17 protein-coding genes are annotated in these 23,203 nt (G+C 46.0%); 16 read left to right on the top strand and 1 reads right to left on the bottom strand.

Annotated elements, in window-relative coordinates; genetic code table 11:
- The first annotated feature begins 937 nt into the window (after positions 1-937).
- The 10 genes from OEV79_08515 (at position 938) to OEV79_08560 (ending at position 14,985) form a co-directional block, all read left to right on the top strand.
- Positions 938-3,625 carry a tetratricopeptide repeat protein gene (locus OEV79_08515; protein MDH4211477.1) on the top strand — a complete coding sequence of 896 codons (2,688 nt, stop codon included), beginning with the start codon at positions 938-940 and terminating at the stop codon, positions 3,623-3,625.
- Positions 3,626-4,057: 432 nt separating this feature from the next.
- Entirely contained in the window at positions 4,058-5,566 is a 1,509-nt protein-coding gene (locus OEV79_08520; GenBank protein ID MDH4211478.1) for a catalase, read from the top strand.
- Positions 5,567-5,900: 334 nt separating this feature from the next.
- Positions 5,901-6,950, top strand: a complete 1,050-nt coding sequence (locus tag OEV79_08525) for a hypothetical protein (protein ID MDH4211479.1) — start codon at positions 5,901-5,903, stop codon at positions 6,948-6,950.
- A gap of 9 nt (positions 6,951-6,959) precedes the next feature.
- The gene (locus tag OEV79_08530) at positions 6,960-7,811 is read left to right on the top strand and encodes a hypothetical protein (GenBank protein MDH4211480.1); all 852 of its coding nucleotides are present in this window, start codon (positions 6,960-6,962) and stop codon (positions 7,809-7,811) included.
- A complete protein-coding gene (locus OEV79_08535) occupies positions 7,781-8,884 on the top strand; it encodes a GNAT family N-acetyltransferase (protein ID MDH4211481.1) in 1,104 nt (367 codons plus the stop codon). The genes OEV79_08530 and OEV79_08535 overlap by 31 nt, the downstream gene beginning before the upstream one ends.
- Before the next feature lie 541 nt (positions 8,885-9,425).
- On the top strand, positions 9,426-10,367 hold the full coding sequence (locus OEV79_08540; protein ID MDH4211482.1) for a hypothetical protein: 942 nt from the start codon (positions 9,426-9,428) through the stop codon (positions 10,365-10,367).
- Positions 10,368-10,457: 90 nt separating this feature from the next.
- Positions 10,458-11,276 (top strand): hypothetical protein, encoded by an 819-nt coding sequence (locus OEV79_08545; GenBank protein ID MDH4211483.1) that lies wholly within the window; start codon positions 10,458-10,460, stop codon positions 11,274-11,276.
- A gap of 8 nt (positions 11,277-11,284) precedes the next feature.
- A complete protein-coding gene (gene cfa, locus OEV79_08550; GenBank protein MDH4211484.1) occupies positions 11,285-12,400 on the top strand; it encodes a cyclopropane fatty acyl phospholipid synthase in 1,116 nt (371 codons plus the stop codon).
- Between the two features lie 207 nt (positions 12,401-12,607).
- The gene (locus OEV79_08555; protein MDH4211485.1) at positions 12,608-13,951 is read left to right on the top strand and encodes a S41 family peptidase; all 1,344 of its coding nucleotides are present in this window, start codon (positions 12,608-12,610) and stop codon (positions 13,949-13,951) included.
- 110 nt (positions 13,952-14,061) lie between these two features.
- The gene (locus OEV79_08560) at positions 14,062-14,985 is read left to right on the top strand and encodes a CPBP family intramembrane metalloprotease (GenBank protein ID MDH4211486.1); all 924 of its coding nucleotides are present in this window, start codon (positions 14,062-14,064) and stop codon (positions 14,983-14,985) included.
- 86 nt (positions 14,986-15,071) lie between these two features.
- Here OEV79_08560 and OEV79_08565 read toward each other — a convergent pair whose 3' ends face one another.
- The gene (locus OEV79_08565; GenBank protein MDH4211487.1) at positions 15,072-16,028 is read right to left on the bottom strand and encodes a hypothetical protein; all 957 of its coding nucleotides are present in this window, start codon (positions 16,026-16,028) and stop codon (positions 15,072-15,074) included.
- 189 nt (positions 16,029-16,217) lie between these two features.
- On the opposite strand from OEV79_08565, the gene OEV79_08570 reads away from it, so the two are divergent.
- The 6 genes from OEV79_08570 to OEV79_08595 all read left to right on the top strand — a co-directional run bounded on the left by OEV79_08570 (position 16,218) and on the right by OEV79_08595 (position 23,195).
- Positions 16,218-18,791 carry a carbohydrate binding family 9 domain-containing protein gene (locus OEV79_08570; protein ID MDH4211488.1) on the top strand — a complete coding sequence of 858 codons (2,574 nt, stop codon included), beginning with the start codon at positions 16,218-16,220 and terminating at the stop codon, positions 18,789-18,791.
- 420 nt (positions 18,792-19,211) lie between these two features.
- Positions 19,212-19,667, top strand: a complete 456-nt coding sequence (locus OEV79_08575) for a lipocalin-like domain-containing protein (protein ID MDH4211489.1) — start codon at positions 19,212-19,214, stop codon at positions 19,665-19,667.
- Positions 19,668-19,758: 91 nt separating this feature from the next.
- Positions 19,759-20,895: a beta-lactamase family protein gene (locus OEV79_08580; GenBank protein ID MDH4211490.1), complete on the top strand. Its 1,137-nt coding sequence runs from the start codon at positions 19,759-19,761 to the stop codon at positions 20,893-20,895.
- A 64-nt stretch (positions 20,896-20,959) separates the two neighbouring features.
- Positions 20,960-21,421, top strand: coding sequence for a hypothetical protein (locus OEV79_08585; GenBank protein MDH4211491.1), 462 nt, complete (start codon positions 20,960-20,962; stop codon positions 21,419-21,421).
- Between the two features lie 68 nt (positions 21,422-21,489).
- Positions 21,490-22,044 carry an energy transducer TonB gene (locus OEV79_08590; GenBank protein ID MDH4211492.1) on the top strand — a complete coding sequence of 185 codons (555 nt, stop codon included), beginning with the start codon at positions 21,490-21,492 and terminating at the stop codon, positions 22,042-22,044.
- A gap of 377 nt (positions 22,045-22,421) precedes the next feature.
- A complete protein-coding gene (locus OEV79_08595) occupies positions 22,422-23,195 on the top strand; it encodes a DUF4198 domain-containing protein (protein MDH4211493.1) in 774 nt (257 codons plus the stop codon).
- Positions 23,196-23,203 lie beyond the last annotated feature (8 nt).

Consider the following 23,203-nt stretch of genomic DNA (forward strand, 5'->3'; position numbering starts at 1 on the left):
TAATCGCTTGCATTTGCAGTTCCATTGTACCGTCTGACCCACGCAGTGTCGACCTGGGCAAACAAAGTGGTGATACAGAATAGACAGGTTAACACGGTCAATATTTTATTTACTTCAAAAGGTTTTTTGTTATACATGATAACCTCCACGTTGTCTTAGCGACCAATAATTCTTGGCCTTTTACTCCGCAATCCGCTGTTTTTCCGGCTCGCGGGATCCTATATTTATACAACCCACTCTAGTTATTCAATCACCTCCTCTCCATATTATTATAGTCTGATTTGTATTTGAATACCAGTGTTATATTATCTGAAAAATGTCTTTCTGAGGTTTGTTGTGCGTGGGGACAGCCTTGCGGAGCCAGGCACCATAATATCCTAATTCGTATTGCGAAATGCGGATTTAAACAAATACGTTTGGAACGTTATTCTCGCTAATTGCGTTATTACCGTTACTTTCGTTGGTATCGCTCACCTGCTGAGATTGTGCCGATTTTCGTCCTTGGAAGTTTCTGATACAATGAAAATCGAACATCCCGCAAGGCGGGACTTCGCCCTGGTTCATTGAATTCATGAAACAAGGTGAAAACCGGGGCTCGCAATGACGTTTCTTGCGGGCGAGTCAAAAGTTAACATCAGCAAGCTGCTATATTCTGTTTACTTTCACTCTTAGCGATGCATTTGGTATGTTCTCGATGCGCCGCTCAACAAACTCGCGGCTTACTCGAATAATAATAGAGACCATAGAGTACTGAGGTGTACAGCGTCGCCTGTTGACTTTACCCATATTTTTGTAATAATAGTAGGGGAGTCATTGTGGGGTATAGCATAAATGCAAGCACCAAGAACAGCATGAAAGATTTTTCTTCCAAAGGACAAATACAAGTGGTCACAGGGGGGCTGTCTTCTTCCCTTTATATGATGCCTGGAAGGACTAAATGACACCTTCTATCGACGCCAAGATATCCCGTGCAGAAGCATTGCTGAACGAGGGGAAAAACGAGAAAGCACTCGCATTGCTGAAGAAGATCACTGCGCTGAAAGGGTTATCCGAGGAGAACCGGCTCGCTTGCGCGTTGCTAGAGATTAGGATCAAGCTAAAGCTTGGCGAATCTAAAGATGCTCTAAAATTGTCAGACAAGGCTCTGCAAACGGCACTCAGGCAAAATGATGTTATGAGTGCCTTAGAATTGTATGCGTTGCAGGTCGAAATCGCCTGGCGATCAGGGGAATTTGACATAGGCCTCAGAGCTTTAGATGAAGGTGAGAGACTGATCAGGGGGATGCAGTTTACTCATGCAGATAAAAAAGCACGAGCATTGAGCAGAAGAAAGGCTGAATTGTTGTGCAACGGCGGGGTCATTCACTGGTATAAAGGTAATCTCGACAAGGCGGTTGAGTATCACAAATCGAGTCTCGAGATCATGGAGGAGTTGGAAGATCTGCCAGGTATGGCCAACGTGTTCAATAACCTGGGTCTTGTTTACTGGTCTAAAGGCGATCTTGAGCGATCAATAGAATACCACCAGCGGAGTCGCACGATGAATGAGGTTATTGGTGACAAACGGAAAATTGGTGCATCGCTCAACAACCTGGGCAATGTTTACATTATGAAGGGGGAACTTGACAGTGCACTGGAGGCTTATCAGCGAAGTCTGGCAATCAAAAAGGAATTTAATCTCACTCAGGAGATCGGAACTACCCTCATTAACATTGGAACGGTCTACCACCTTAAAGGTGAATTGGACCTTGCAATGGACTATTACCAAAAGACTCTCGTCCTGAGTGAGGAATTGGGGAATAAACCGAACATCGCACTGGCGACCAACAATCTTGGTGATATTCATATGCTGAGAGGGGAACTCGGCCAGGCGCTGGAGTACTTTCAGAAGGCTATCGAACTCTATCAGGAACTGGGATTCAAACAAGAAATCGCCCTGTCACTGAGCAATCTGGGTGAGCTCTACTGGAAAAAGGAGAACATCGAACAATCATTGCAATGCTACGAGCAGAGTCTGGCAATTTATCAAAAGATGGAGAACGCCCCGTATACTGCTTTGGTGCTGTTTAACCTGATCTGGATAGCCCTTGAACGAGAAGACCCATCCCTGGCACAGGAGTATCTCCTTAATCTGGAGCAGATCAATAAAAACTATCAAAACAAGGTGCTCGATCAGCGCTTTCGTATTGCCAAAGCCCTTTGGCTGAAGTCGAGCAAGCGATCTCGGCATAGATTGGAGGCTGTGAAGATCCTCGAAGAGGTGATAGAGGAGAAGGTTGGAGACCATACGCTGGCCGTCACTGCCATGGTTCATTTGTGCGACTTATTGCTAGCCGAGTTGAAAGTCACCGGGGAGGAAGAATTATTTGATGAGATCAAAGAATTGACGGGCAGGCTTCTTGACATTTCCAAGAAGCAGGCTTCACATGCTCTTCTAGCCGAGGTATATTTGATGCAATCAAAACTGGCGCTTATTGAACTCGATATGGGGCAGGCAAAGAAATTGCTCGCACAGGCCGGTACAATTGCCGAAGAGAAGGGATTGACGTCTCTGGCGCGATTGGTAACGCGGGAGAGTGATTCACTGCAATCTCAGGTGAAAAAGTGGGAATCGCTCGTGCATCAAGAGCCATCTTACCAAAGAATGATCGATATGACGAATATCGATGCACTCCTCGAGCAAATGATTCAAAAAACAATAACCAGTGTTATTGAAGAAAGACGGACGTCGGATGATGAGATACAAACGAAGAAGTACAAGCTCGTTCATCTTGACCGTCTTACGGAGTTTCAGAAAATTGAAAAAAGCAGATTCCGGATTGGCATTGCTCAGATCGGATTGTCGAAGGCAGGTGACATAGTTCACGAAATATACACTGAGCTGGCCCCTGGTCTTTTTGGTTTTAGAGAGGAGGCAGTAGATACTATTAGAAACAAGATCAAGAATATGGTTGAAGCTGCTTCAAATGAGGACATCGATCTCCTGATTTTCCCGGAATTGAGCATCGATCTCAATTACCTCCAGCTCCGTGAGGACGTAGTTTCTCTTGCAAAGACCTACAATATGGTGTTGGTGCCTGGGTCCTACCATGACCACAATACAAAAAGGAATCTCAGTATCGTTATGTCACCAAACGGCATCCTCTGTGAACAGGCAAAGCACATTCCGGCCAATATTCACTTCGCAGGAACCCGATTAACAGAAGGGATCATTGGACCTTCTTCCCCACAAAAGACCATTATCTGTAGCACTGAATTTGGCAGGGTGGCGATCATCATATGTAGAGATTTTCTTGATATGGACTTGAGGGTGGAGCTGAAGAATTCTGATCCGCCGGTAGATATCATTATTAACCCCGCCTTTACTCCCGTCACAGCCGATTTCAAGGCTGCTCATTTTGATGCACGCAGGTCTATCTATGCCTACTGCTTCTTCGCCAACGTCGCTGAGTTCGGTGATTCTTTTATCTATTCTCCCGAAAAGGAACGCGTCGAAAAAAACATCCCGGCGCGGGAAGAAGGTTTGATCTGGAAGGAAGTTGATCTCTTCAAACTCCGTTCAGAGCGGAAGAAATGGGAGATTGAGCAGGCGAAACGCAAGCCGTTCATACAAAGCACACGATAACATGCCAACGGAGTTGGCTGAATACACGCTTGCATGCTGCAAGCTGAAGATACGTCTGCCGATGGCAGACTGCAGACACGCTTCGCTGAAGTCACGTTCGCCATCACTCACTGAAGACACATCAACGCCCTCTGAGTTGCTAACAGACGCGGGTAGTGAGTAGATAGTTGACAGAATCGGCCTGTTTGCTATTGTATATTAGGTGTAGTTATTGCAGGGGGTGATCAAGTCGCAGGGGCATGTTTGCTCTTTGGTGAAGCGACTGGGATCGTAGAGATAGGCGGCTGCTTGAAATTAATGGTAAGAACTCCGCTACGTAATCATCGATCACGGTCATCCTTTTGCTGCTAGGTGATCTCAAGAATAATAGATGCATGACATTGATTATTTTCATATATGTTTGTTTGCCCGGTATATAGAAGGAGGTATGCAATGGCAAAAGAACAAAAAAAACTGACCAACAATTTTGGTAAACCGGTCGATGACGATCAGAATAGCATAACTGTGGGCATTCCAGGACCCACGATTTTCGAAGATATCCACCTTGCTGAAAAACTGGCGCACTTCAATCGTGAACGTATCCCCGAGCGGGTAGTGCACGCTAAGGGCGCCGGGGCCGGTGGATATTTCGAGGTTACGCACGATGTTACGAAATACACCAGGGCCAAATTCCTCTCCGAGATCGGCAAGCGTACCGAGGTCTTTGCGAGATTTTCCACGGTCGGTGGGGAAAAGGGTTCGGCAGATACGGCTCGTGATCCCCGTGGGTTTGCCGTGAAATTCTACACGGAAGAAGGTAATTTCGACATGGTGGGCAATAACACGCCGGTATTCTTTATCCGCGATGTCATCAAATTCCCCGATTTTATTCATACACAAAAACGCAATCCAGCCACCAACGCCAAGGATCCGGACATGTTCTGGGATTTTCTATCTCTGACTCCAGAATCGATCCATCAGGTCACGATTCTCTTTTCGGACCGCGGTACTCCGATGAGCTACCGCAATATGAATGGCTATGGAGGTCATACCTTCAAATGGTGGAATTCGAATGGTGAATATTTCTGGGTGAAAATACATTTTAAGACAGTGCAAGGTGTCAAAAACTATGGACGGCAGGAAGCAACGCGGCTTGCTGGCGAGAATCCCGATATCGCGACAGATGATCTATATCAAGCGATCAAGAGCGGTAAATATCCGGCTTGGGATGTGCAGATCCAGGTCATGAAGCCCGAGCTGGCAGACACCTACAAATTCAATCCTTTTGATGTGACGAAGGTTTTACCGCATGGTGATTTTCCGGTGATCCCGGTCGGTCGTATGGTTCTGAACCGGAACCCACAAAATTACTTTGCCGAGGTAGAGCAATCAGCCTTTTGTCCAGGCAACTTTGTTCCGGGTATGGGTCCTTCTCCGGATAAGATGCTGCAGGGGCGGATAATATTCTATCATGACGCCCATCGATACCGTCTTGGTCCTAACTATCATTTGATCCCGGTCAACTCGCCAAAAGGTGTGAAGGCCGACAACTATCAGCGTGACGGTGCCATGCGCGTAGATGATAACGGTGGTGGTGGTCCAAATTACTATCCAAACAGCTTTGAGGGTCCTGAACCGCAGCCGGAATTCTCAGAGCCGTCGCTGGAATTTTCGGGTAAGGGAGCTCGACAACCTTATGTTCATCCCAACGACGACTTCGTTCAGGCCGGTAACCTCTACCGAAAGGTTATGACTGATGTGGACCGGGAACACCTGGTCGGGAATATCATTGATCATTTAGGGAATGCGCAGAAACGTATCCAACTTCGCCAAACGGCGCTTTTCTACAAAGCTGATATCGAGTACGGGACCAGGGTTGCGCAGGGTTTGAAACTTAGTCTGAAAGATGTCGAGAACCTGGCGAAGATGTCACAGGAGGAACGGGCAGAAGCGACGAAGTAGAACCATTTTAACCGGGGAGTTAAGAACTGGGATGTAAGAAGTTGAAACAAAATTCCAGATACGTTTAGTTCGCTATTATCGTTACGTCCGTTAATCTCGTTATTTCCGTCAATTTCTCTGCTTCCACTAAACATGTTACGTAACAGGTGATGCGTCAAACGTCTTGACAGTTAAGTTGTTTGGTCTAGAATACTGCTGAATATAGCTTGTGGAGAAAAGCCTATGAAATGTATATGTAGTATTCATATTATTCTTTATTCATTTCGATCGGGTACCCCGGGTTCAGAAATATATTCATATTCTCGAATTGATGTAGTAAATACAAGGCATGTGAATGAGAGTTAAACGCTGTACCAAGTGCATTTTGCCCATAGAGTACCCGGGAATCAACTTTCGTGAAGATGGTGTTTGTTCATTCTGTGCTGACTTCAGACAGACTGATTGGAAGGTCCAGAGGTCTATACTGGATGACATTGTTCAACAAGCCCGATCGAGCGGTTCAAAATATCAGGCTGTCGTTCCGTTCAGCGGGGGTAAAGACAGCTCATATGTTTTGTATTACATGCGTAAGATTTGTAACTTGAGGGTCCTGGCGCTGAATTTCGACAATGCATTCCGTAGTGAAGCTGCTGGGGTGAATCTTGAAACACTGCCAAAGACGCTTGAGGTAGATTATACTTCGATACATCTACCGTGGCCCTTGATGAAGGGGCTTTACGCCGCGTTCATTAAGGATGCAGGTGAGTTTTGTACGGTATGCAATTCCGTCGGTTATCTGACTATCATGTCATACATAGTAAACCATGCCGACGTCCTTGGTGCCAATCCGCTTGTGGTCAGCGGATGGGTGCGATATCTAGAGGAGATGCCAAACGTCTATGCTTTTGATATAAAGTATTTTAGCGACATCATTTCCCGCGCTGGGTTACTTGGTCCTTTGATCGAGTCGGGGTTCGTAGATCAGAGATGTCTCGATGTTTTGGCGAACGTGTCTGATCCAAGGAAACTTAGTAATGACACCAAAATACCTCTCAATTTCATTGCACTACCTGAGTATATTTACTGGGAAGTTAATGCAATTTCCGAAACGCTTAAAGCGTTTGGATGGAATGCCCCGTCTTCCACCACCGGGGAAACACATTTTGACTGCACAATGTATCCTGTAGCGAAATACCTGGAGAAGAAGAAATATGGGTTCAGCCAGTCTACAATTACGTATAGTGCGTTAGTTAGACACGGTCAAATGACCCGTGAAGATGCGTTGAAAGAATTGGATAGAGAGTCGAATGACAGACCAGTTGAATTCGCGGATTTTCTCGGAATGCTCGGATTAGAGGATGATCAGGTGAATTGGAAAGGCAAATGGTATCCAGAAAGAAAGTGATGTAGATTCATGCTATTTATTCCCGCAAGGCTAACATCATTCAAACTGCCGAAGAGATATGTCCTGAAATCATGGTTCTTCCCGGGACGCTGGCTTTCAGACGCTGAGTTGGATATCCTTCGGCAGACGATCTATTCAATCACAATGACGAAATTAGGGGTATTGCCAAAATACGGCGTATATTCGAAGTCGCGTGAGCCGTACAAAAATCGCATTATATCAATTGCATACGACAAAATTACGCGAACACCAATAGGCTTCACTGCTATGGTGCATATCCAATTGCCGACCAATACAACCCGGGAACCTGTGATACATCTGGGTCTAGTGATAACGACGACGAACCGTTTGGGAAGAGCATTGTTATTCTTTATTTATTTCTGGCCACTGTTATATTTTCTTACCATAAGAAAATTCAAACCGTTCTGGATCACTTCAGTATCTATGGAGCCGAGCATAATAGGTTCGGTTTCCGATAATTTCGGGAGCGTTTTTCCACATTATCTTCAAAACACCACAGCAACAGCGGCGCAATGCGAGATAGCACAAAGACTTTTCTGTGAGCATGGTGACGAATTTGGAATGGGTCAGCACGCGCATCTTGATCTGCAGAATTTTGTAGTTAGGGGCAGTTGTCGAGGTCCCAGCGATGCGTTGCGCGTTAAGTACGATAATTCCGCAAAATATATCACCCTCAAATGCAACAAATTCTGTGAGCTCACACTTGATTATGAACGAGGTGACGAAATACTGCAGGTCGGTCATGTCAGCTTGCGTTCTAGTTTATCCGTTTTCGCTCGACTATTTAGAGATCAAATGGGACGGCTAGCATGCGCAATAGAAAAGCGGCGTCGAATCTGAAGATCCGTCCAATAAAAGAAACTGACAATCGTCAGTTGATCTCGCTTGCGCGATCAATCGGGGTTCCAGCAAGAGTTAAACTTGGGGTGGACAGGGCGCCGATTTTTTGGGCCTTCAGCGAAATGCAGAGTAAAACATGGGATATATTGGTTGCCGAGGATGGCAATGAGATAGTTGGGTTCATAGATTTGAGTCACAGGAAGTTCCGTCTAAGCAAAGTCGTTAAGCAGGTTACCTATGTCGGTCTTACTGGGGTTCATACCGGATGGCGTGGATCAGAGGTATTCCCCAGGTTGCTAAGGGCAAGCGAGAGATTAGCCCGGAAGCGCGGCTCAGAATGCGCCATTGCGCTCGTCAATGTCAACAACATGAGGTTTAACAAGTTATTGAGGTTCATATATAAAGATTCGATATGCTGTGAGAACCTACGAGTGTCATGCGTTTTGCTTGGACCTCGTTACAGGCGTAACAAGAATGTTCGTGTCGAGAGAGCGACACAAGAGGATATGCAAATGATCATGGATCTTATGATGCGATATTATTGCCGGTATCAGCTCGCACCTATATTGGATAGAAAGCACTTTACAGATTTGTTTAACTCGCAGTTGCTTGATCTTCTCGTAGTACGCGATGACAAGAAGAAAATAGTGGCGACCATGGGTCTTTGGGACCAGAGCCATATGAGGAGAATTATTGTATTGGATTACGCGCCACCCATGTTATGGATAAAAAGATTAATAAATGGCAGCAGATATTTTACTCGTATCGCTCGTGTGCCCGATCCAGGTAGTCACTTCGAATATTTCTACTCAGTCTTCGCCGCGTTTGAAGAAGGCTTTGAAAATTCGTTTTGTGAAATCTTACGTTTTGTCTGCAATAAATATGCAGACCGTAATTACAACTTTCTGATACTAGCAATTCCTGAATCTTCAAAGGTTATGAAAACATGCAGTGATTTGTGGATCATTTCTAATAACAACGTTCCAGTAGTTATTCCTTTGACAAATGATATGGTGACTTTTCTTAAGGAAATCGGATCTTGTAGTTTATACCTTGAATACGCTTTGTCGTAACTGGTTCGGAAATTGCAGCATTCGGACGTCGCCACAGGAGACTTTGTCAGTAATGACGTGATGCAAGCATCTCAACACTTTTGTCAAGCGGTGGATTTTTCTGCCCATGGTTATAGCTGGCAATGACTTGCATCACAGGATCGGGGGTAACCCTTTGGGTTTGCGACGTTTAATCGCAGAACTGATGCTCTGCCCTGCCTTTCTGGCAATGCTTCACAGGATGTGAACGATTGTTAGTCCCGTTACTATCGCTACTGCCTTTCGGTTTCTCAATTTCTTATCCTCTTAAGTTCTATCTCATCGGGGCTTCCTATCTTCTCGTTATGCGTGTCGCGTCATGCGTCCGGCGAAAAGTGTTTAGCGTATTGCGTTGAGGGTTCTTGACCTCCTGTGATTAAGCGGTATATTGTAATATAATATGAAGAAAGAGGATATTAACGCAAAGGAGTTGAGACAAGTCATTGGGGTATGCAAGATCAATGAGATCGGGAAACACCATTAGGAACGTAGTTCAGATTCTATTGAATAATAGGGGGTCACAGTGCCGGATAAGTCATCGGATGAGTGCGCAATGAATGTTTCTCCAAGCTTCCAATATGCATACAGTACTATTTCTATCAGGTATTTTGACGCGTTGCTGGCTGACATCGATAAATTGGATAGGGATGGCAAACTCAGCACAAATACAGTCTATAGGAAGTATTTGAATCACGCAAAGTTTCAAATCCCTGAAAGCACTACCGATTTTCAATCAGTAATAATCGTGGCTGTTCCTGGCAGTCCAATGCTGGTGAATTTTCATTTTAAAGGCGCAAAACACGAAATCATGCTGCCACCTAATTATTATGATGACGGATTAACAGAAGAGGATTTGTGCCGCACGATACAGAATGATGTTATACAAACTCCAGGATACAGCATCGAAAGGGCCAAGCACGTTTATTTGAAGCTTCTGGCGGTTAGAAGCGGACTTGGCAGGTACGGCAGGAACAATATTTGCTATGTCGAAGGAATGGGAAGTCTACCTGCGCTATATGCCTTTTTTACTGATTTTCGTTTCAAGTCGGATAATTGGCTCGAAATAAAGATGATGGATATGTGCGAAGAGTGTGAGGCGTGTATTCGTCAGTGTCCTACTGGTTGTCTGAGCAAGGCTGATTTTGTCATCGACGCGGGAAAGTGCCTTACCCTGTATAACGAAATCAAAGGAGAATTTCCCGGGTGGATTGACCCGCAGGCACATAACGCTTTGATGGGGTGTATGAAGTGTCAGCAATGCTGCCCGGCGAATCGGGGCGTGCTGAGACGAAGCGGCAGGATTGCAGAAGTAACCGAAAAAGAGACGGAAAGCATACTGAATGAGAGCCTCGACGATGAAACGGCGAATTCCTTGTCCGATAAACTCCGAATGTTCTCCCCCGAAGATGCACATCATTTTCTTCCGATTTTGGCAAGAAATCTGCGGGTTTTGTTGTTCAGATAAAAATGCCGTTTGTTTAACAGATTATATTGGAATTGTGGGAGGGGTTGAAATTCCAATGAAATTCGTTACGATAACGGTATAGGAGGAAGAATGGACGAACAAGGAAACAGGATAATTATCAGATTGTCTTTTCTTGTTTGTATACTCCTGGTGATCGTCAGCTGTGTCGGTTTGTTGTTCCCTAACACATATTCTGCTGATACTCCGAGCTGGACCGCGCAAGCATTGGGTCAGGATATTTTCGATCTGTTCCTGGTCGTTCCTTTTTTATTGATCACGGTGACATTCATCCGCAAGAGGAGTCGAAAAGCCTTGTTGATGTGGAGCGGTGCGGTCCTCTACCTCATCTATTCTTTTGTGATATATTGCTTTGCCGTTCATTTCAATAACCTATTCATAGTCTATTGTTCGATACTCGGACTATCGTTCTATGCTTTTGTGTATTATCTCGTTAGTCAACTCCGCCGGTCTGCTACAGATTGGTTCGGAGAAACAGTGTCTGTCAAATCAGTGGGTTACTACTTTATCGCTATTTCGTGCATTTTCTACCTGCTTTGGCTTTCGGAAGTAGTGCCTAGCATAATGGCTGGCACAATACCGAAGAACATAATTGAAATGGGGCTGCTTACAAATCCTGTCCATGCGCTGGACCTGTCTATTACTCTACCCGGAATATTAATCGTAGGTATATTATTGCTGAGGAGGAAGACATCAGGTCTATTGCTGGCGCCATCAATACTCATTTTCATGATCCTGATGGACATAACGATAGGTGGGTTGAATATCATCATGCAGATAAGAGGCCTTGAAGGAAACTACATAATATCTATGGTCATGGCGGTGCTTGCGTTGGTCAGCGCGTGGCTCTTGATCAGGTTTTTGAAGAGTGTAAAGCCAATTGCTGACTAGAATATAATATGGATAGATTGAAGAGGACTGCGGGCGAATTACTTTCCCTCGCGGGCGTAGAGATCAACGGAACAAATCCGTGGGATATACAGGTTCATAATGACAATTTCTATCGCAGGGTCCTGAGGCAAGGCTCGCTCGGTCTTGGCGAGTCTTACATGGATTCTTGGTGGGACTGCGCCGAGCTCGATCAATTTTTCTGCCGTGTTCTGGGTGCGAATCTTGAAGACAAGATCAAGGGGAACTGGAGATTGCTGCTGAGGGCACTTGCGGCGCGTGTATTTAACCTCCAATCAGGACGGCGGGCATTCCAGGTCGGCGAGAGGCATTACGATCTTGGCAATGATCTATTCAAAAATATGCTCGACAAGCGCATGGTCTACAGTTGCGCTTACTGGAAGAATGCCCGTTCGCTCGACGAAGCCCAGGAAAACAAGCTCGACCTGATTTGCCGGAAGATCGGCTTGAAACCCGGCATGCGGATACTTGATATTGGCTGCGGCTGGGGGAGTTTTGCCGGGTATGCAGCCGAGAAATATGGTACAGAAGTGGTTGGTATCACCGTGTCTAAAGAGCAGATGGCTCTGGGGAAATATACATGCGAGGACCTTCCAGTAGAAATAAGACTGCAGGATTACAGGGACCTCAATGAATCATTCGACCATATCGTCTCAGTCGGGATGTTTGAACATGTCGGCTACAAGAACTACAGGACTTTCATGGAATTTGTTAACAAATGTTTGAAAGACGGGGGTTTCTTCTTATTACATACGATCGGATTCAACATATCAGTAAAAACTCCCGAGCCCTGGACAAGCAAGTATATTTTTCCAAATGGTTTGCTTCCTTCGATTAAACAGATAGCGGCTTCGATTGAAGGCTTGTTTGTCATGGAAGACTGGCATAATTTCAGTGCCGATTATGACAGAACGCTCATGGCATGGTACCGTAATTTTGAAAAGAACTGGGATAAAATAAAATCAAAATACGACGAGCGGTTTCACCGGATGTGGAAATATTTCCTGCTGTCGTCGGCCGGCGGATTCCGGGCAAGAAGGAACCAATTGTGGCAGATAGTACTTTCTAAACAAGGTGTGCCGGGCGGGTATACTTCGGTACGGTAACCATATATACGGTCGCTTCACTCCCTGAGGGTATGCCTAACTTCAGGAAGTTGAAAACTTAGGAAGATGCGAACTTAAGACAAACTCCAAATTCCAAAACACAGAACTCAAACAAATCACAATTTCCATTCCGCTTCTAATTGGCAGTACCAGAAGGTTGACTGGTCGAGTTTTTTCCATATCATAATACTCGGGAGGATTATGATGATGAGAACATACAAAAAAATCCACTTTATACATATTGTTCTGGTCGTTTTTTTGATCTCTGGTTTTGTGTTTGCCCGGCAGAACAATACATTGACCGAACTGCAGCAGAAAGCGATAATCGATGAACTTTGTAGGAAAATAGAAAATATATATCCGTTCCCGGAAATAGCCGAACACACTGTATCTGGGCTGCAGGAATACTACAAACAGGGGAAATACAGAGACTATACCGACAAAAGCGAGTTCGCCAGTAATCTAACAGTAGACCTGGAGCAATTGAGTAACGATACGCATTTTTATCTTGCATACAATCCTGAGTTTGCGGCCGAGTTAACAGCGGCGGAAGATGAGGAAGTTCTGTTGGATTCGCTCACCGCACACGGGGCAGATATTGAGAGATGGAACAATTATGGTTTCAGAGAATTGAAGATATTGGATGGTGCTATAGGTTACATGGATTTGAGATTATTTTTTGCGCCCTACTATGCAGGGGACGTTGCTGTTGCAGCAATGAATTTTTTCACCAACTGCAACGCGATTATCATTGATCTCCGGCACAACGGTGGTGGCTGGGATTATATGGTGAATTTCCTTTTGAGTTACTTCGCCGAATCCCACGATGAGGTTATTTTTAGCGTAGAGCAGAATACTATAGATAGTATGTACTATGCTGGAAAGACCGTCTCTTATGTACCTGGCAAGCGGCTTACCGGTATTCCGGTCTACGTGCTTATCTCGAGCAGTACGGCTTCGGGGGCCGAGGCATTTGCGTCAAAGATCAAATACATAAACAGTAAGGCAGTACTGGTGGGTGAAACGAGTGCCGGCGCCGAGAATCCGATCGGCACAATCGTAATTGCCGCTGAATACATTTTGGACATTCCTTCATGGCGAACCGTGTACCAGAAATACGCGACGGACTGGGAAGGTGGTGGAGTTGCACCGGACATAGAGGTCGCGTCTGAAGACGCGCTCGCCGCGGCTCATATTCACGCACTCCGCAGATTGGGCGGGACGGCGGTTGAGAAGAAAGCCAAAGATAAATATGAGTGGGCGCTGGATGGGGTTCTGGCGATCTATGAGCCTGTATCGTTGCCGGGAGAAGTATTAAAATCATATGCCGGTAATTATGGGAATAGAGATATCTATTTTGAAGATGGCATGTTGTATTATCAGTACAAGAAGAGAACAAAAAGATTAATGCTGCCGGTACGAGAAGATTACTTTGTGATTGAAAATTACGATTTCTTCCGTGTCAGATTTGCGAAGGATAAAGGACGAGTTACTGTTCTCGAAGAGATATTCACCGACGGCAGTGTTACGCGGAGTACGAGAACTGATTAGTGGACTGTAAGCGCGTTTAGTTCGTTGCTCTTGTCATTTCGCTGCATGGTGATGTAACTATTCTGTAGACTGTTGTGTAATGACTCAGATAAGGTAGAAAGGAGTTTAATATGCAGCATGGTACGATCTTCAGAGGCAGGAACCCAGGTTTAGTTTTGCTCTGGACGTTTGGTCTGTACATTTTGATGCAGGCTCATCAGTATGTGGGTATTCTGTTGTCGTCCTTAATGTGCGGCGCCAGTTTTGATGCGATAATAGAGGGAGAGTTCAGTAATCATTGCAGCGTGCTATGGAAAGGCCTGGCTGCTGCTGTTCTCGGGATTCCATTGGTCATTCTTGTAACCAAGTATTTATGGAGACGGAGCTGGGAATGGATGCGTTTTCGGTTCTGCGGAAGGTTTTTCGGTTATGGCATTATGCTCGGGTTCATCTTGCCGGCGTTTATTCTCTTGATTCATTTTTCACTGGGCATGGCTGCGATAATTGCAACACCTGCGAGGTTCGGATTCATTGAATTGCTTTCGATCGTAATCGGAACGGTAGGTTTTACTATAGTAATTGCACTATCCGAAGAACTCATTTTTCGAGGAATGGCAATACGGGAGTGGGCATTGAAAATGGGATGGCCTCTTGCGACGCTTTTCGGTGGTTTGTATTTTGGGTTTGTACATCTGATTGGACTTCTCCCCCGGATTTCCGCTTTAAATAGCGTATGGATCATCATAAGTGCATTGATCGCCGGTGTCCTTTTCACGGCGATGTATATCAGAAGTAAATCACTATGGTTGCCGATTGGTTTTCATTTTGGCTGGAATCTTTGTTTGCGGCTCTTTTTCGGTACTACCATCAGCGGGCAGGAAGCAACGTTGGGCTTATTTCGTACTGAACTGTCGGGCCCTGCAATTTTGACCGGTGGAGCATTCGGCATTGAGTCATCCGTGATAACATACCTTCTTTATATAGTTGTTGCCGTTCTGTTCCTGAGATACTCCAGGCTCGGCAGACCGGCGTTATTGGACTCAAGGCTAGCGTAGATAATTCACGTCGGGTGTAACGCTATTGCCGCCGGCTTCTATCTTCCCGAATTTATCTTCTTGTTGTGCGGCGTCCGGAATACATGTCAGAGCGGTTCGTTGAAGTGTGAGTTGGGTTTGAGGTAAAGCGCCTTTCCTTTGTAGTCAAAAATAATGTTGAATCGTCTCAACGAATTGTTGCCGAGGATACCGTCGGCATTATCTTGTTTTGACCTGATCTCAGCAGGAGCAAAGGAAGTCGTTACATCGTTCAGGTGAAAAAAACCCAATTTCAGAGATGCGATCCTTCCGCTTTGTCCGTGAATATCGCCGCTCAATCCAGTGCCAAGGTAGGCATCCTCCAAATTGTCCGGCAGATGGAACTTCATATCTTCTTTTACCAGTAATTCTAGGGCACCGCCAGAAGCCAGATCGATATAGAGTGACACGGGTATTTCCTCAGCACCATCTATATTGACGGCGCCTTCTATCCATGGAATGTTGTTGGTTTTAAAGGTCATGGGAACGGCTTGCCATGAGGAGTCGACTTTGAGAGGTGGTTCATACAGCGCTATGATCATATTGTCATAGTCTATTTCGACGGCGTAATTGCCAAAGAGTGAGTATCCGGTAACACCTTCAGACGAAAAACCTTCCATCCGATCATTCTGGACAACAATTATCTTTTGGTTCTTACACTCCAGCCTGCCAACAAAGAAGGACATTGAATCGGCCATGAGCGCGGTGGACGGTTCGTCGCCTCCTGCACCGGGGACAAGAACCTGGACTGGCTTCTCCAGAGCGACACTGTCTTCGGGATCTATGTTGTACAGTAAAAGCCCTTCAAAATGCATGCCGGTGTCGAGTATGACTTTGAATTCACGAGAATCGCCCAATCTTACGGGCAAGATGATTACATTGTTTATCAGCTTAAACGGAATCTCGATCCTATCGGCCGCTGATGATGTTGTTGTCGGCGCATCGGATTTACACGTTGTTGCGATAATCAATGCGACGATTAGTCCCATGAAGGTCATTGTTAGCGTGTTTTGTCTTGGTATCATAGTATATCATATCGAAGACTCTCGGTTTGGCAAGGACGACTTCCGTAGTGTTGAATCGGGAATGTATAGACCAAACAGTTTGATGTGAAACTTTTCTACCTCGGGTGCGTATAACTTAACGTATATCGAAACCGCACGTTTGCGGAACCCTGTATCCATGAGCGCAGGTCATAAAGAAAGGAGGAGCTAGTGAGACCAGTGAGTAATGTGTTGCTCATAGTAGTCACAGCAGTATTCTCCATATCTGCTGCAGAAGCACAGAAGACAGTTGCCCCATCAATCAATGCCGTTCGGGCCGAAGAAGAGATAATCATTGACGGCGACCTGAGAGAATCAGTCTGGCAGGGTGAAGGTTATTCTGCATTAGTGCAGAAAGAACCCGTTGAGGGTGCCGCACCGACCGAAGAAACGAGTGTCTATGTTGCGTATAATGATGAAGGCATATTTGTTGCAGCGCGGTGTTATTATTCGGATATGAGTTTTTGCACCGGAGGACTCGGCCGGAGGGATGAGATGCTTCAATCTGACCGGTTCTGGGTTTGGATCGATCCCAACAGGAGTGGACGGAATGCTTTTGGTTTTGCAGTGAATCCTGATGGTTCAATTGTCGATGGTAAGTGCTATCAGGATATTGCCTGGGACGATAGCTGGGATGGTGTATGGCAGTCGGCTGCAAAGAGGCACGTAGACCATTGGACAGCCGAAATGTTCATTCCGTTCAACCAACTTCGCTTTGCTAAGAAGAATGAATACATAATGGGTGTTAATTTCGATCGATATATCATTTGTAAAGCCGAGGATGACTATTTTTCTATGGTACCTGACACCGAAACCGGCTTCGTTTCGAAGTTTGGATTACTAACCGGGATAGCAGGGATTGAACCTCCAGTTAGACTGCAGATCCTGCCTTACGTCATGGGAAAGGCGAGCTATCTGGCTGAGGGAGAGGATAGTCCATTCTATGAAGATAACAGATACGACGGCAGTGCAGGACTGGACCTCAAGTACGGACTGACAGGAGACCTTACCCTTGATGCAACAGTGAATCCCGATTTTGGCCAGGCCGAAGTCGACCCAGCCGAGATCAATCTATCTGCTTTTGAGACCTACTACGCTGAGAAGAGGTCATTCTTTATTGAAGGTTCTGATATTTTCATCTTCGGCGATAATCCTGCGGGTGGGGTATGGGGTTGTAACTGGCAGGAACCTGAGATTTTCTACAGCCGCCGTATCGGCCGAGAGCCAAAGGGATATGTTACGCATACGGGATTTGTCGACCGGCCTGAGCAGACCACCATAATCGGTGCTGCTAAAATGAGCGGACAGGTTGGCGATTGGGCACTGGGGCATATCAGTGCTGTTACAGACCGGGAATATGCGAGAGTTGATTCATCGGGCACGATCTTTGAAGAGGAAATAGAACCTCGTACATACTATGGTATTATCAGAAGCTACAAAGAATTCAATAAAGGGGATCAGGGTTTGGGTTTCATGGCGACCGGAGTTGCGCGAGATCTGAGGACCGAAGAATTGAGCCGGATAAACAACCGAAACGCGCTTGTCGTTGGGCTTGACGGGTGGTCATTTCTCAATGATGCAAGAGAATGGGCATTCATGGGACATACAGAATACTCTAATGTGAACGGGTCCGAAGAGAGAATGCTGGACTTGCAGCAGGAACCGGCGCATTACTATCAGAGTCCGGATCTCGATTATGTTTCCCTCGATTCGAGCCGCACTTCCCTGTCCGGGTATATGGGTAGATTTGCAATCAAAAAGACGAAGGGGAATTTGGGCTTCCATTCAAGCTTGGGTATCATCTCTCCAGGGTTTGAGACGAACGACCTTGGATTTACCTGGATCACCAATGTGGTCAATATGCATGTTGCAGCAGGGTACAACTGGTATGCACCGACCAACTGGTATAGGGACGCCAGTATCTGGTTGATGACATCAAGGAATTATGATTTCGACAGCAGAAAGCTGTTCGAGCAATACTACGCTATGGCGAACGCTACTCTTCCCAACTACTGGAGCGCTGAATCATGGGTCCAGTATACGCCGGACGGTCTTGATCTGCACGAGACAAGAGGTGGTCCGGCAATTGCCTATCACGGATATACAGCAACGTATTTATCGGTCGGCACAGACGAGAGGAAGAAATTCAGACTGAGTGGAAGCATTGGTTATGATTTCATCCAGGATGGAGGCTATGGGAGGAGTTACGGTCTGCAGTTTTCGTATAAGCCTTCGCCTTCTGTCAAATTGACTTTCAGTGCTGATATACTTGATCAGCTTGAACATCAGCAATGGGTGGCGAATATTCCTGACCCAACCGCAGTGTCGACCTACAATACTAGTTATGTGTTTTCGGACATCGACAAGAAGGTGACATCGGGGACGATTCGGCTTGACTGGGGATTCACTCCTGAACTTTCCCTGCAGATGTATGTTCAGCCATATATAGCGGCGGGTAGTTATTCGAACTACAAAAGACTGCTTGAAGGCGGAACGTACAACTTTGAGCCCTATGATTACCAGGGTGCTGATCCGGATTTCAATTTCAAATCGTTCAAGGCAAACATCGTACTGCGTTGGGAGTACCGCCCTGGGTCCCTGATCTATCTTGTATGGACGCACGGACGTTTGAACTATGATAATCCGGGTGTATATGATCTGGGCAATGATATAAAATCTCTGATCGAAGAGGATGCGGATAACATATTCCTGGTGAAATTATCGTATTTGTTTACGATATACTAACTTATGAACGAGAACGTTATTTTCGTTATTCCCGTTACTTCCGTTAATTCCGTTAGGTCCGCTATTCTCGTTAATCCCGTTGATCTCGTTAGCCTTATTCTTCGAGCGAACAGAGTGAGTCGAGAAGTGGAAACCCCGGGGACAGGCACCTTGCGGATTCCCTGTCATTGCGAGGACTCCGAGCTTGTCGAGGAGGACGAAGCAATCTCCGTTTCTAGTGTATGGAACGATGAGATTGCCGCGTCGCCCCGCCTCCTATTAGAAAGAATATCGGAGAGCGGTACTCCTCGCAATGACGGGGCAGGGCGTGAGGCATTACGGCTGGATCCCCCGATCGAGTCGGACGTTCAACGGGGACAGGCACCTTGCGGAGCCAGTCCCCCTCTTGACGTAATGTGATGAAGTGATATAGTGTAATATATGAAGAAAGATGATAATAGTGCAACAAGATCAAAGAATGTGGTTGGTGTGTGGCAGGTGAAGGAGATCGGAAGACAGAATATTGAGAGTCCGGTCATGGACAAGCCGGTCCCTAGCTTGTTTATCTTCACATCCCATCACTACAGCATGGTTTGGGTTCTGGGTGCTGATCAGCCGTTCGCTGAGCGCTGGAAACCTACTGATGAGGAGAAAATCAGGCGTTTTGATTCAATGGTTGTTAATGCAGGTACTTATGAGATTGATGAAGTTGCGCTCACCGTGCATCCAATGGTCGCACGGATCCCTGATTTCATCGGTGGCAAATTGATATGTGAATTTCAGGTTGAGAATGATACTCTACGATTGAAGTTTGTGGATGAGTATTCATTCGACGGAGTGCAGGCGCCATGGGTTGCGCAAGGCGGGCTTTTTCTGACACTCGTGCGTATTGGTTGACGGATTTCGAACGTTGGATCAATAGAGACTATCAACATTAGCGTGATTTTGTATTCTCGAAAAGTTGAGTAATAAAGCAAAGGAGGAAACAATGAGCAAAATGGCAGCGTTCGTTTTTGCGTTATTAATGTTTGCGCCATCGGGTTTTGGTCAGGCAGTCAAGAAAATGGTAACCGATGTCGACATGGTTCGGCATCATTTGAGAGAGTACCGAGAGGAATATGGTATCCCCGGTATTGCTGCTGTGGTTCTAACCAGTGATTCAATACTGATTATTGCCGTTGACGGGGTCAGGAAGTTGGGTGAGCCGGATTCGGTCCAAATCGATGATAGATTTCACATTGGCTCTAACACCAAGGCAATGACCGGCTTTGTAGCCGGAGTGTTGGTTGAAAAAGGTCTCATAAGCTGGGATACCAGGATACTTGATGTATTCCCCGAATTCGCGGAATCATCAAAGGATGTATACAGAGACAAGACGCTGAAAGATCTTTTGTCGCACCGCGCAAGAATAATGCCTTTTACGAGCGGAGTTGAATTCGCGAATTTGCCTGAATTTGAAGGCGGTAAGTCGGAGCGGAGGAGGGCATTCGCTGGTTGGCTCTTGCAGCAGGAGCCCGTTGAGGTCGATACGGTTCGTGGTTACGTATACTCCAACGCCGGTTATGGTATTGTGGCAGCAATGATGGAAAAGGTGAGCGGGAAGTCCTGGGAACAACTGATGACAGATGAACTTTTTGGTCCGCTTGGGATAGACGGTAGATTTGGCTGGCCTGCGTACGAAGATGCGGATCAGCCATGGGGACATTATTACGAGACAGACAGCCAGAGGGTATTTCCGCATGACCCGCACGATGAGTATCAGTTGCCAGATATTGCCTCTGCCGCCGGAGATGTGAGCCTATCGATTCTTGATTACGGCAAATTTTTACAGGCAAATCTGATCGGGTTGAATGGCAAAGATAGGGTTCTCACGGCGGCAACGTATGAAGTTCTCCATCCTTGTGTTGATTCTATGATACAGTACGGAGTTGGTTGGGGCCTGAGAGAACATGAAGGATACAAGGTGAGCCGTCACAATGGTAGTGCCGGGACATTTTATTGCACTGCGCTGGTTTTCAGAGATAAAGACCTCGCGCTTGGCATCATGACGAACGCTATTACGACGGAGGCAGAGAAAGCACTTGCTGATTTGCGGGTCAGGATTATGGAGGATTATCTGGAGTAAGTTTTCACGGTGCTTTGTATTCTGCTTAGTTAGGTTGCTTTGATACTGTTTATTAGGAGAAAATGTGGGATTTAAGATGTCAAAACAACGTTTATATGCTTGTTTATTGATTCTGGGGGCGTGCATCTTGCTCTTTCGTACGATCATGATGGTCTCTGATGGATCGCTGGGTGTGCTTGTTTTGTGGGTATCAGTCTTGCTCGTTCTGGAGATGTTGATCGACACTTGTTGGCTGGTCAGTGCAACCGTATGGTTGACCAGTGGTGAAAAAACCAAGGCCAGCGTTACATTGAAGCTTGCTGCAGCGGCGATCACATTGCATGCAATACGCGTCTTGATTTTTGTGATGGGACGGGTCGGGCCATGGGTTAATTTTGATGTTAGGCCGGAGCAGAGATTGCTGCATTACACACGTTGGACATGGTCCGGAGTATATTTTGCGGCAATCATGGCGGTCTTGGGTGTGCTGGGGGTGATAGTTGTCTGGAGAATAAGGCGACGCTCAATCTTGCATTCGCATACATAATCATTATTCTTGGATTGAGTAGCCCACAAAGTAAGCAGAGAAGAATAGGGAGGACAGTTTTGAAGACTATGATGGGTGTTTTTTTGTTGATTGGCTCATTAGGCGCGATCGAGGAAACGACAGCAATTACCGGTAATGGCGCAACTGTGACATTGCGGGATGATAAGACATGGATGCTCCTCGAATTGCCTGACAGTGCTGAGATGAAGGTTGCGCCGATCGCGATGACTGAGGACAGTCAGCTCGTGCTCCTGAAAGAACGGAAATGGCAGTTCGTGTCTCCAGATGACACGGTTGGAGAGTCATACGACACCATATTCAAACCGGTTGTGCCCTATTACAACTTATCCAAGGAACCTTACTTAAGGGATATCCCGGGCGTAGTCTATCCGTCGAGCGCTGCGCAAAAGCGACAGCAAGGTTCGGTTGTGCTTGGGTTGTTGCTCGATACTGACGGCAGCGTGCTGGATGTTAAGGTTCTTATATCGACAGGGTTCATGGAACTGGATAACGCGGCGAAGAAGAATGGCTGGAAGGCGAGATTCAGCCCTCCCGAATTCAACGGTATGCCGGTGAGGGTGTGGGTGTCGATGCCGATCGATTTCGAATTGCAGGAACCGTAACCACAGAAACGCCGATCTCGTTATTTTCGTTAGTACCGTTAATCTCGTTAGTCTCGTTATTGTTGTTACTTCCGTTAAGATAATGATAAGTAATGCTGGATTCTTGATAGACGGACGTTGAGATCGTTATTATCTCCGATACCGTTATTTTCGTTAGTCCCGTTATTATCGTTATTCCCGTTGCGTTCGTTACTATCGTTAATTTCGTTAATATCGCTGAAAAATTTATTTCGAAACCATACCTTTGTAATCCAATATTTTTATCGATGTTCTCAGATAAATCCATTGACATGTCCATTATTCTTCGTACAATGTGTTACTAATCATGAAAAAGTGGCACGTATTGAACACTTTGCCAATTCCTGGAAGGAGGGAAAATGAAAACAAGTTTCTTAAAAGTCGTCATTTTTGTTCTGCTGGCGATCATGCCGGTGGTGGGTCATTTTCAGATGATTATTCCGAGCGAGGATATTATTGAGGAGCAGTCCAAAAGCACGATAACTATCGATTGTAGGTTTTGTCACCCGTTTGAGGGTGAAATACTAAACATGGCATATCCCTTGGAATTCGGCGTAGTAATAAGAGGCGGCGATAAGGTGGACCTTCGTAAGACACTTTCTGAATACAAGCAAGAGGGATTATCCGCCTGGCAGACCAATTACAAAGTGAATCAACCAGGCGATCACGTTTTCTACGTTGTGCCAGAGCCCTATTGGGAGCCTGCAGAAGAGACATTCATCATCCATTATACCAAAGTTGTCGTCAACGGCTTTGGTCTGGAATCAGGGTGGGATTCCGAAGCTGGCATGAAAACGGAGATCATACCCCTTACCAGACCTTATGGTCTTTATGCGGGTAATGTTTTTCAGGGTCTGGTTCTTGTGGACGGAAAACCCGCATCGTTCACCGAGGTCGAGGTTGAGTACTATAATGAGGCCGGTAAATACATTGCGCCGGCAGCCCCGTTCATTACTCAGGTAGTTAAAGCAGATGCCAACGGTGTTTTCTCGTATGTTATGCCCGTGGCTGGGTGGTGGGGGTTTGCTGCGCTTAATGAGGCGGAAGCGAGGATCCTGAATGAGAAAGACGGAGAGTCATATCCGGTTGAGATAGGCGCGCTCATCTGGGTCAAGACGGTCGAAATGAAATAGCGAGAAAG

The organism is candidate division WOR-3 bacterium (genome assembly GCA_029858255.1).
In the GTDB taxonomy this organism is placed as follows: domain Bacteria; phylum Hydrothermota; class Tepidihabitantia; order SM23-42; family SM23-42; genus SM23-42.